Source organism: Actinomycetota bacterium (genome assembly GCA_030017835.1).
Classification (GTDB): Bacteria; Actinomycetota; Aquicultoria; order UBA3085; family Oleimmundimicrobiaceae; genus Yes70-04.
Genome location: JASEGU010000031.1, coordinates 1 through 10,508, shown reverse-complemented (window position 1 = coordinate 10,508; position 10,508 = coordinate 1). Strand labels below are relative to the sequence as shown.

General features: G+C 51.7%; 11 protein-coding genes. 2 read left to right on the top strand and 9 right to left on the bottom strand.

Annotation, left to right across the window (positions count from 1 at the left end; translation table 11 throughout):
• The coding region (locus QMD53_06390) for a ribonuclease H-like domain-containing protein (protein ID MDI6800273.1) at positions 1-238 on the bottom strand (238 nt) is incomplete at its 3' end.
• 68 nt (positions 239-306) lie between these two features.
• On the opposite strand from QMD53_06390, the gene QMD53_06385 reads away from it, so the two are divergent.
• On the top strand, positions 307-912 hold the full coding sequence (locus QMD53_06385; protein MDI6800272.1) for a L,D-transpeptidase: 606 nt from the start codon (positions 307-309) through the stop codon (positions 910-912).
• 4 nt (positions 913-916) lie between these two features.
• Here QMD53_06385 and aroF read toward each other — a convergent pair whose 3' ends face one another.
• The 4 genes from aroF to QMD53_06365 all read right to left on the bottom strand — a co-directional run bounded on the left by aroF (position 917) and on the right by QMD53_06365 (position 4,836).
• Complete coding sequence (gene aroF, locus QMD53_06380; GenBank protein ID MDI6800271.1) at positions 917-1,687, bottom strand: 3-deoxy-7-phosphoheptulonate synthase; 771 nt, start codon at positions 1,685-1,687, stop codon at positions 917-919.
• Positions 1,688-1,957 carry a chorismate mutase gene (locus QMD53_06375; protein ID MDI6800270.1) on the bottom strand — a complete coding sequence of 90 codons (270 nt, stop codon included), beginning with the start codon at positions 1,955-1,957 and terminating at the stop codon, positions 1,688-1,690. It abuts the gene before it with no gap.
• Between the two features lie 120 nt (positions 1,958-2,077).
• A complete protein-coding gene (gene guaA, locus QMD53_06370; GenBank protein ID MDI6800269.1) occupies positions 2,078-3,619 on the bottom strand; it encodes a glutamine-hydrolyzing GMP synthase in 1,542 nt (513 codons plus the stop codon).
• A gap of 59 nt (positions 3,620-3,678) precedes the next feature.
• Entirely contained in the window at positions 3,679-4,836 is a 1,158-nt protein-coding gene (locus tag QMD53_06365; GenBank protein ID MDI6800268.1) for a GuaB3 family IMP dehydrogenase-related protein, read from the bottom strand.
• Between the two features lie 427 nt (positions 4,837-5,263).
• On the opposite strand from QMD53_06365, the gene QMD53_06360 reads away from it, so the two are divergent.
• Entirely contained in the window at positions 5,264-5,419 is a 156-nt protein-coding gene (locus QMD53_06360) for a hypothetical protein (GenBank protein ID MDI6800267.1), read from the top strand.
• A 64-nt stretch (positions 5,420-5,483) separates the two neighbouring features.
• Here QMD53_06360 and groL read toward each other — a convergent pair whose 3' ends face one another.
• The 4 genes from groL to tsaD all read right to left on the bottom strand — a co-directional run bounded on the left by groL (position 5,484) and on the right by tsaD (position 10,295).
• Positions 5,484-7,100 (bottom strand): chaperonin GroEL, encoded by a 1,617-nt coding sequence (gene groL / locus QMD53_06355; protein ID MDI6800266.1) that lies wholly within the window; start codon positions 7,098-7,100, stop codon positions 5,484-5,486.
• Positions 7,101-7,127: 27 nt separating this feature from the next.
• Positions 7,128-7,412 carry a co-chaperone GroES gene (gene groES, locus QMD53_06350; GenBank protein MDI6800265.1) on the bottom strand — a complete coding sequence of 95 codons (285 nt, stop codon included), beginning with the start codon at positions 7,410-7,412 and terminating at the stop codon, positions 7,128-7,130.
• 120 nt (positions 7,413-7,532) lie between these two features.
• Positions 7,533-9,080 carry an apolipoprotein N-acyltransferase gene (gene lnt, locus QMD53_06345; protein ID MDI6800264.1) on the bottom strand — a complete coding sequence of 516 codons (1,548 nt, stop codon included), beginning with the start codon at positions 9,078-9,080 and terminating at the stop codon, positions 7,533-7,535.
• A 165-nt stretch (positions 9,081-9,245) separates the two neighbouring features.
• Positions 9,246-10,295, bottom strand: a complete 1,050-nt coding sequence (gene tsaD / locus QMD53_06340) for a tRNA (adenosine(37)-N6)-threonylcarbamoyltransferase complex transferase subunit TsaD (protein MDI6800263.1) — start codon at positions 10,293-10,295, stop codon at positions 9,246-9,248.
• Between the last annotated feature and the right edge of the window lie 213 nt (positions 10,296-10,508).

Sequence of the window (10,508 nt, the reverse complement as noted above, 5' to 3'; positions counted from 1 at the left end):
GATCGGCCTGATTGAAGGAGGTGGCAAGTTTCAGCCCAAACTCCTTCTCGATCACCGGAAGATCGAAGCGTAGGCCATTGAAGGTTATGATCGTCTCGGCCCCATCCAAAAAATCAAGGATAGCTTCGGCTTCTATTTTAGGCCTTATGAACTGCGTAAAATCCCGGCTTGGCCGGTATATGCCGACGACCGTCACCTTGCCGTCAAAAGACGTCTCTATGTCAAGATAGGCTCTCAAGATACCCCTTGCTTGCTGGACTCATAGCTTCTTTTGTAATCTGACAAAAATATGATAATCTAATTTTTATGAAGACTCCAAATTTTTGGCTCAAGGTATCGATCTTGACCGCCCTTCTCTTATCATCATTATTGTTGCCAGACGGCTCGGCCCAGGCTGACGTTGCCGCCGTAAAACGTCTCTTTGGCAAGAAATTCTTCAGCCAAGAGATAGTTGAGATAATTGAGGGGCCTCTTGCCAAGGAGCCCGTGACAGAGGAGATCGAGGAGATCGCCACGCCCGATACAAAAATCGCACGGGTTGAGGTTAAAAACGTGAGAAAGAAATCCGGTCAGACCATCTCGGCCTATAACGCAGCAGGCGAGCTCCTCTTCGAAAGTCCTTGTTCAGCCGGGAAGAGATGGAGCACTCCCATCGGCACCTTCAAGTTCGTCAAACAGAAACCGCGTCTCTATAGCTATAACCTTCAACTCTATGCCAACTATCCAAGCTACTTCGGCAAACATCTGGCCATTCATGCTTGGCCGATAGTTATTAGGACCAAGAAGCTCTATCAAATCAATAAACTAGGCAGTCCGGCCAGCATCGGCTGTATCAGGATTCCGGAAGAATTTGCCAAAGAGATCCATGAGAACATCGATCTTAAGACGACTAAGCTCATCATCTCGGCTTAAACCCTTATGAGACCTCTTTACCGAGGGCTGCAGCTATCGGTTTCAGCTCTTCAATCAGATCTAGAAGTTCGGACGAAGTGAGCGATTGGGCTCCATCACAGAGGGCCTTTTTGGGATTGGGATGAACCTCAACCATTATCCCATCAGCCCCAGCCGCAATGGCCGCTCGGCTCATTGGAATGACCATATCGGCGTGACCGGTAGAATGACAGGTATCGACAATTATCGGATGGCTGCTCAGCTTCTTTATCAAAGGAACCGCATTTAAGTCGAGGGTAAAACGGGTTGCCGTCTCAAATGTCCTTATCCCCCGCTCGCAGAGTATCACGTTGGGATTACCGGCCGAGGTGATGTACTCTGAAGCTAAAAGCCACTCCTCGATGGTGGAAGCGAACCCCCTCTTGAGTAGGACCATCTTATGATTTTCGGCCGTCACCTTGCCTATCTTCTTTAAGAGGGCGTAGTTATCCATGTTTCTCGCCCCAACCTGAAGGACATCGACGTGATCGGCCACGAGGGTGGCCAGCTCGGGATCGACGACCTCGGTCACTGTCTTAAGACCAAACTTGACGCCCGCTTCGGCGATATACTTTAGGCCCTCCTCCTCCAAGCCTTGGAAGCTATAAGGGGATGTTCTCGGCTTGTAGGCTCCGCCACGCAAGAATTTGACGCCCGCCTTTTGGACAGACTCTGCCACCTCTAAAAGCTGCTTACGGCTCTCGATAGCGCAGGGGCCCGCGATTATAACAACCTTATCTTTTGAGAAGGTCTCCATTTAACTCTCCAAATCCTTCATGCAATGAAGGATGGCTTCATAGACACCCTTTAGAGCATCGTCGTAGAGAGGCCCTTTGTTTTTAGCTGAGATCTTTTCGAAGATCTCCTCTTCCCTGCGTGGATCGTAGATGGGCAGACCCCCTTTTGCCTTGAGGTCTCTGATCTCCAATACGATCTTTGCCCGGTCGTTTAGACCCTCTATCAACTTTTCATCGATGCGGTCGATTATCTCCCTTAAATGTTCTATCTCTTTCTGGACATCTGTCATGAAACCTCCAATTAGTTGTTAGTCTTTAGTTGGTAGTTGTTAGTGCGGAGTGATTAGTTAAAAATCTAATGGAAAGCATTACACTCCTCCCCACTCCCTATACTAACCACTACCCACTCCCTACTCCCACTCGATCGTGCTTGGCGGTTTGGAGCTTATATCATATACTACCCGATTGACCCCGGCTACCTCGTTGATTATCCGGCTACTCAGCCTCTCTAAGACTTCATAGGGGAGCCTCACCCAATCGGCCGTCATGGCATCATCGGACTGAACGGCCCTAATGGCTATGGCATCGGAATAGGTCCTCTCGTCGCCCATCACTCCGACGCTCTTTATACAGGGCAGAACGGCAAAGGACTGCCAGATGCTCCGGTAGAGGCCGGCCCGTTTTATCTCTTCGATGACTATAACATCGGCCTGCCTCAAGAGTTCGAGTCTCTCGGCCGTAACCTCGCCGATTATCCTGATGGCAAGACCGGGCCCCGGGAAGGGCTGACGCCAGACTATCTCTTCGGAAAGGCCCAGCTCCTCGCCGATCGCTCTCACCTCATCCTTGAAGAGGAGGCGAAGCGGTTCCACCAGTTTGAACTCCATATCGAGGGGCAAGCCGCCCACGTTATGGTGGGTCTTTATCTTGGCCGCGTCTTTAGTTCCGCTCTCTATGACATCAGGATAGAGGGTGCCCTGAACCAGAAAATCGACTTCAGTTTTGGTCCTTGCAAACTCCTCAAAGACGCGGATGAACTCCTCGCCAATGGTGACCCGTTTCTTTTCCGGATCGACCACCCCTTTCAGTTTGGCAAGAAAGCGCTCGCTCGCATCTATCTTGACCAGATCTATCTTGAAATTCTTTTTAAAAACCTCTTCAACCTGATCCGCTTCACCGCTTCTAAGGAGACCGTGATCGACAAAGACGCAGGTGAGCTGGTCGGGGGCCGCCTTATGAACCAAGACGGCGGCAACCGCGCTATCGACCCCACCAGAGAGGCCGCATATTATTTTGGCGCCACCCACCCTCTCTTTGATTTCGGCGATGGAGCGCTCGATTATCGAGACGCGAGTCCAAGACGGAGTGCAAGGGGCGGCATTAAAGAGAAAGTTCTTGAGCATCTCTATTCCGTAAGCAGTATGGTTGACCTCGGGGTGGAATTGGACGCCGTAGAGCCCTCTTTCGGCATTCTCCATGGCGGAAATCTCGGTTGATTCGGTAGAGGCAGTGGCTGTAAAGCCGGCTGGCATAACCTTGACCGAATCTCGATGACTCATCCAGACGTCTTGTTTTGCGGCGAGATCTTTGAAGAGAAGACTCTCTCTTTTAGCTTTAAGCTTGGTCTTGCCGTACTCGCTCTTTTTTGTCTCGGCCACCTCTCCGCCGAGTATGTCGGCCATGAGTTGCATCCCATAGCAGATGCCAAGAATCGGCAGGCCGAGCTGAAATATCTTGGGATCGCATTTGGGAGCCCCATCGATATGGACGCTGGCCGGGCCGCCCGAAAGGATGAGGGCGCTTGGAGCAAGCTTTGCTATCTCGCTCGCGCTTGTATTGAAGGGGATTATCTCCGAATAGACCTTGCATTCTCGGACGCGCCGAGCGATAAGGCGGCTGTACTGGCCGCCGAAATCTACGACTAATACCTTTTGAAGTTCGTGTGATTCCATGGATAAGTCTCCAAATAATATTTCTAAGCGCGGCCCTTTAGCGGTTTATAAAAGGAGGACTAGCACATGCCGACGTCCTGAGATTTTTGCAGCACCTTGCCCTCGGTCTTAAGTGCCGGGGCGACCATTATCTCAGCCTTCTGAAAGGCCTTAATATTCTCGTAGCCGCAGGTAGCCATGGATGTCTTGAGGGCTCCAAAGAGGTTTAAAGTGCCGTCGTTCTCGTGGGCCGGTCCAAGCAGTATCTCTTTTAGACTTCCGGCGATCTCGGTCTTGACGCGGGCTCCCCTGGGAAGCTCGGGGTGGAAGGTCGCCATACCCCAGTGATAGCCCCGCCCCGGAGCCTCTTTGGCTCTGGCAAGCGGCGAGCCGATCATAACCAGATCCGCCCCGCAAGCGATGGCTTTTGCAATATCTCCGCCGGTCCTCATGCCGCCGTCGGCGATGACGGCCACATATTCGCCCGTCTCGTCAAGATGTTTCATCCTGGCCGCTATGGAGTCGGCGATGGCAGTAGCCTGTGGAACGCCCAGGCCCAGAACCTGCCTTGTGGTGCAGGCCGCGCCAGGCCCGACTCCAACCAAGACTCCGACCGCCCCGGTCCTCATCAAATGGAGGGCCGAAGCATACGAGCAGCAGCCGCCCACAGCTACCGGGATGGGAAGCGATTTGATGAAGGCGCCAAGATCGAGCGGCTCGGCCTTGCTGCTGACGTGATCGGCGCTGATGACCGTGCCCTGGATGACCAGAAGATCGAGTCCGCCATCCAAAGCCGCCTGATAGTAGTCCATAACCCTTTGAGGGGTGAGCGAGGCCGCAGCAAGGGCGCCGCCTGCTTTTATCTCTTTTATCCTTTGGGTAATTAATTCGGGTTTTACCGGCTCCTTGTAGATCTCTTGCATCTTAGCGGTCGCCTCGCTCTTTTCGAATGAGGCGATATCATCCAAGACCTTGGTTGGATCCTCAAACTTGGTCTGGAGCCCTTCCAGGTTCAAGACGGCAAGGCCACCGAGCCTACCCATCTCGATGGCGAATTTGGGATCGACCACCCCGTCCATAGCCGAGGCAAGGACCGGAAGCTTCAGATCAAAGCCGCCGAGCTTTCCGCTAATATCGACATCCTGAGGATCTCTGGTCCTCCTGCTTGGAACTATAGCGATATCATCGAAACCATACGCCCTGCGCCCCGATTTGCCCTTTCCGATCTCAACTTCCATCAATTATCCGCCTTTCGATAGATAGATCAATTATAAAATAACCCAGTCTCACTCAACCAAAAATCCGGTTGATAAGCTGGGTTATACCATCTTTGAGATTTCCTTCCCGCCCCTTAAAATTAACTAATCTTAACGTGGTAAAAGTGAGATGTCAACCAGAGGGATGGGCCAAAAACCGGCGCAGAAAATCCTAAACCGCTCGGCCTTAAGCCCCCTCTAGTTTTTGATAAAATCTTCTTCTTGATTTATCACCCAACTCGGCTTAAATCCAAATGAAGGCGGGCCATTAAAGTTTTTACTCTCATTCGTCGATATAATTCTTTACCGAAAAGGTAATTTGAGCTTTTACAAAAGAAGAATCACGTGCATTGAGCGGACAAAAGAAGGTGGTGAGGGTGGATTGATATGTAAATCTTGCGGATGGTTCATGAAGGTGGTTGACAGCAAAAAGCACGAGAGTTACGAGGACTCTCTTTATCAGTGCATCTGCGGAGCAACACACCTCGAGATCAAACACCTTGATTTCATCGAGTATTTGGGGATGAATTCTCTAAAAGAGAGCAAGCTCGCACTGGAGAAGTGAGAAGCAAAAAGGGACCCCCGATTGGGGGTCCCTTTTTTTATTCCTTATCTGAGCGATAGCCCGCTTACATCATTCCGCCCATGCCGCCGCCCATCGGTATCTTGTTCTCCTCGGGTTTGTCGGCTATGGCAACTTCGGTGGTCAAGAACATGGCGGCCACGCTGGCTGCATTTTGCAGAGCAGACCTGGTCACTTTGGCCGGATCGATGATCCCGGCCTCAACCATATCGATATATTCGAAGGTAGCGGCATTGAGCCCCTGACCCTTCTTCAAGGTCTTGACCTTCTCGACGACGACCGAGCCTTCCAAACCGGCATTGTTGGCAATCTGGCGAAGCGGCTCTTCCAGGGCCCTCTCCACTATTTCGATGCCCGTCCTTTCGTCTCCGGTCGCCTTGGCTTTATCGATGGCCTCGATACAATTGACCAAGACCACGCCGCCGCCAGGAACTATCCCCTCTTCGATAGCCGCCCGAGTCGCCGAGAGAGCGTCCTCGATGCGGTGCTTCTTCTCCTTCAGCTCAACCTCGGTTGCGGCGCCCACCTTGATGACAGCGACTCCGCCCGAGAGTTTGGCGAGTCTTTCTTGCAGCTTCTCTTTATCGAACTCGGAATCACTCTGCTCGATCTCGGCCTTGATCTGGTTGATGCGACCCTTGATGGCCTCCATCTCGCCTTGACCGCCGATGAGCGTGGTATTCTCCTTGGTTACCTGAACCCTGTGAGCTCGGCCCAGCATATCCAAAGTGACATTCTCAAGCTTCATGCCGAGCTCTTCGGTAACGACTTGACCGCCGGTAACGATGGCGATATCGGCAAGCATCGCCTTGCGCCTATCTCCAAAGCCGGGAGCCTTGGTAGCAACGCAGGTGAAGGTTCCGCGAATCTTGTTGACGACCAGAGTGGCCAGAGCCTCGCCCTCGATGTCCTCGGCGATAATCAGCAGAGCCTTTCCAGTCTGCATGATCTTTTCCAAAATGGGAAGCAGATCATGAACGGCGGAGATCTTCTGGTTTGCGATCAATATGAAGGGATCGTCCAAGACGGCCTCCATCCTCTCGGCATCGGTCACCATGTAGGGCGAGAGGTAACCCTTATCGAACTGCATACCCTCGACTACCTCGATATCGATACCGAAGGTCTGGGACTCCTCAACGGTGATGACGCCGTCTTTCCCGACCTTGCCCATGGCCTCAGCTATTTTGGAGCCGATCTCCTCATCGGCCGCCGAAATGGCGGCGACTTCTGCAATCTTCTTGGTATCGTCGGCAATGGGTTTGCTCATCTTCTGGATCTCCTCGACGGCCATCGAAACGGCCTTCTCGATGCCCTTCTTGATGAACATCGGATTGGCGCCGGCCGTTACGTTCTTGAGACCCTGTGTGATCATCTGCTGGGCCAAGAGGGTGGCAGTGGTGGTGCCATCTCCGGCCACATCATTGGTCTTGGTGGCCACCTCTTTGACGAGCTGGGCTCCCATATTCTCAAACGGATCTTCGAGCTCAATCTCTTTGGCGATGGTTACGCCGTCATTGGTTATGGTCGGAGCGCCAAATTTCTTCTCTAAAACTACGTTTCGCCCCCTCGGCCCCAAAGTAACCTTGACCGCGTTGGCTAAGGCGTCGGCGCCGTCTTGCATCTTTCGTCTTGCATCCTCATCAAACTCTATGAGTTTTGGCATTTAAGCAATCTCCTCCTTTTTAAAAGACTATTTGACGATGGCTAAGATGTCGCTCTCACGCATGATGAGATAATCTTCGCCGTCCAGCTTGACTTCGGTCCCTCCGTATTTGGAGTAGAGGACCTTGTCGCCCACCTTGACCTCCAAGGGGGTCAGCTTGCCATCCTCCATCTTGCCGCTACCGACGGCCACTATCTCGCCCTCATGTGGCTTCTCTTTTGCGGTGTCGGGAATGACTATCCCGCTCTTGGTCATCTCTTCGCTCTTGCCGGGTTTGACCACTACCCGGTCGCCCAAAGGCTTTAAGTTCATTACCATCCCTCCTGTTAAAATGGATATTTAAGTCTTTTTAGCACTCTTATTAATTGACTGCTAACCAGAGCAGAATTTATCTTACAATAAGGGATTTTAAAAATCAACGGGTTTTGGAGCTTAAAAATGCGGCTTTTTTCTTAAAATCAGAATAAGCGATGTTGCTGAGAGTGCAAGGAGCGCCCAGGGCAAGATGTGGCCATAGCGATTGTAATACGTCTCGTTTCTGCCAAGTTCTATCCGGCCGGTCAGGATGGTCTCAACGCCTAGAGACGTCTCTTCGATTATCCGGCCATCTCTATCTATTATCGCCGAGATCCCGGTGTTTGCCGCCTGGACGACGTAGAACCCGTTTTCAGCCGCCCTCAACTTGGCCATGGTGAGATGCTGCTCGGCGGCGGCCGTCTCCTTGAACCAACCATCGTTAGTCATAACGATGAGGGCTTGGGCCCCCTTGCCTGCAAAGCCCCTCACCAGAAAAGTGTCGGTCGATTCGAAACAGATGACGGCCGAAAACCTGCCAAGACCGGTATCGAAGACGGTCATTTCGTTTCCGGGGTGGGCGTCATAGGCGATGGTCTCAAGCGCCTTTATCCAAGAAAAAATCGGTCTAAGCGGAATGTACTCACCGAAGGGGACTATTCTAAGCTTGTCGTAGCGACCCAGAAGCTCACCGTTCGATCCAAAGAGGAAGGCCGAATTGGAGGCGGCCTCCTTGTCATGCTTTGCCACATCCGTGCGCTCAGATAGACCTCCGACCAGCATATGGGCGCCCGACTCCTTGGCCAGACTCCGTATTTGACCCAAATATTCCTCCTCATCCAAGAGGTATGCGGGAACGGCCGTCTCGGGCCAGATGATAATATCCGGCCGCCTGGCGGCCGCTTCCTTGGCCAGCTTTATATGTATATCGAATATAACCTTCTCACTTAAGGGCTGCCATTTCACCTCTTGGGGGATATTTGGTTGCAGCACGGCAACCTCGATGCGCCGCCCAACCAAAGGGCGGCCACTGAGTTGAAGAATAACTGCGACCGTTAAGACCAGTGGGAGCAGAAGAAGCGTGGCACCCATCTTGATGAGGTCTGGTTTGAAGACTTTTGTCCCCTCTGCCATGATCGATCGCTCTTTAAAGAAGAGGATGATTTCGGCGGCCACCTGATTGGCGAGAGATATGAGAAAAGAGAGACCGTAAAGACCGATAACCGAAGATGCGGCCAAGGCCGGACCAAGATCATGCTGACTGTATCCTAGCGCTCCAAAGGAGAGGCCGAACGGTCCGATTGAACGGATGAGCTCAACCGAGACCCAGAGAGCTGGGATAAGGATGAGCCTTGCGCCCCGCCCATAAAACCTGTGGATAATAGCAACCCCCGCTCCGAAGGCCGCAAAGAAGAGAGACTGGAAGATGACGAAGGCATATCCGGCCAATCTGCCGAATAAGAACATCCAATAAGCGGTGGTCACAAAGAAGGCAAGCCCGCCCACAAAGCCATAAACGAAGCCTTCGAAAGGGTCCGATAAAAGAAGGATAAAAAAGAGCGGAACAAGAGCAATATAGGCGAAAACTCCGAGGTTAAAGTGGGGAAAGGCCAATGCAAGTATAAGACCGGATAGGACAGAAAAAATGAGCCGAGTAAGAGATATTTTTTTGAAGCGCCTTTTCAAATATTTTAATATTCTCAAAGAGGTTCCTTAATTTTTCTCTAAATTTTATATCATTGACTATCCCTAGGGCGAAAAAGAAACGTTCTGGCAATTTCTTCAAATAAGCCGATTTTTCCACATTATCCACAGACTCAAAGACCATCAAAACGCGAGTCAGTAAAAATCCTACGAATGCTGACAGAGATCGAGGATGGGATAGGCATTGGCATCCATGTTCCGCCCAGCCGAAACGTCGAGAAGCGAAGGGTCCTTTAAGATCATCTGATAGGCGGCTTTGGCCACCATGGCCGCATTATCGGTGCAGAGAGCAAGGGATGAGTGGTAGGCCTTAATCCCCTCTTTGGCCGCCGCCTGGCCCATCCTCTCCCGAAGGGTGCGATTGGCCGAGACACCTCCCGCCAAAACCAGGCTTTTCACATTCTTCTCTTTTGCCGCCCTTATGCTCTTATCTATCTGAACGTCTATGATGGCCGCCTGAAAGCTTGCGGCCAGATCATTTAGGTTTATCTTATGCCCTTTGGCCCGCTCGCCGCGCACGTAATTTATGACGGCGGTCTTAAGACCGCTCAAACTGAAATCATAATTTTTGCTCTTCATCATGGCCCGAGGAAAATCTATGGCGGTCGGGTCGCCCTCTTTGGCCAGTCTGTCGATGATGGGGCCGCCCGGATAGCCGAGCTCCATAAACTTGGCCACCTTGTCGAAGGCTTCGCCCGCCGCATCGTCCAAGGTCTCGCCCATGATTTCGTATTTACCGAAGTCCTCCATATAGATGAGAGCCGTATGCCCGCCTGAGACGACCAGAGCAACCAACGGCGGCTGTAAATCGGGGTTTTCCAGAAAGTTGGCTAAAATATGAGCCTCGATGTGATTCACGCAGATGAGCGGCTTTTTGGCGCCGTAGGCCAGCCCTTTGGCCACCCCAAGACCGACCAGAAGCGCCCCAACCAGGCCCGGCCCGTGGGTGACCGCGATAGCATCGACATCTTGCAGCTTTATGTCCGCCTTGAGTAGCGCCTCTTCGATGACCGGACCGATCAGTTCGACATGCTTCCTTGAGGCGATCTCGGGCACCACTCCGCTAAATTTGGCGTGCCACTCAACTTGGGATGAGATGACATTGGAGAGGATTTCGGTTCCACCCTTAAGCACGGCCGCCGCCGTTTCATCGCACGAGGTCTCTATGGCTAGGATGATTAAAGGTTTTTGGGACATATTGGGCCACCTAAATAAGCTCAGTTACAAGCAAATTATAGCATTTAATTGGAGCGGCTTGAGGCAGGATAAAAAGCGATTAAAATAAGACAAAAGTATGAATGATTTCTTAATTTTTTAGCATATGTATAAGCTTATATATGTAGATATAATTCATGCCTTCGAACTGCGCCCGAAAACTTGAACTACTATTGAGGAATCCTAAGGTGAATG

Excerpts from the sequence above, each read along its gene's own strand:
- QMD53_06385 (MDI6800272.1), top strand. The coding sequence starts at position 307 with ATGAAGACTCCAAATTTTTGGCTCAAGGTATCGATCTTGACCGCCCTT.
- aroF (MDI6800271.1), bottom strand. The coding sequence starts at position 1,687 with ATGGAGACCTTCTCAAAAGATAAGGTTGTTATAATCGCGGGCCCCTGC.
- QMD53_06375 (MDI6800270.1), bottom strand. The coding sequence starts at position 1,957 with ATGACAGATGTCCAGAAAGAGATAGAACATTTAAGGGAGATAATCGAC.
- guaA (MDI6800269.1), bottom strand. The coding sequence starts at position 3,619 with ATGGAATCACACGAACTTCAAAAGGTATTAGTCGTAGATTTCGGCGGC.
- QMD53_06365 (MDI6800268.1), bottom strand. The coding sequence starts at position 4,836 with ATGGAAGTTGAGATCGGAAAGGGCAAATCGGGGCGCAGGGCGTATGGT.
- QMD53_06360 (MDI6800267.1), top strand. The coding sequence starts at position 5,264 with ATGAAGGTGGTTGACAGCAAAAAGCACGAGAGTTACGAGGACTCTCTT.
- groL (MDI6800266.1), bottom strand. The coding sequence starts at position 7,100 with ATGCCAAAACTCATAGAGTTTGATGAGGATGCAAGACGAAAGATGCAA.
- groES (MDI6800265.1), bottom strand. The coding sequence starts at position 7,412 with ATGAACTTAAAGCCTTTGGGCGACCGGGTAGTGGTCAAACCCGGCAAG.
- tsaD (MDI6800263.1), bottom strand. The coding sequence starts at position 10,295 with ATGTCCCAAAAACCTTTAATCATCCTAGCCATAGAGACCTCGTGCGAT.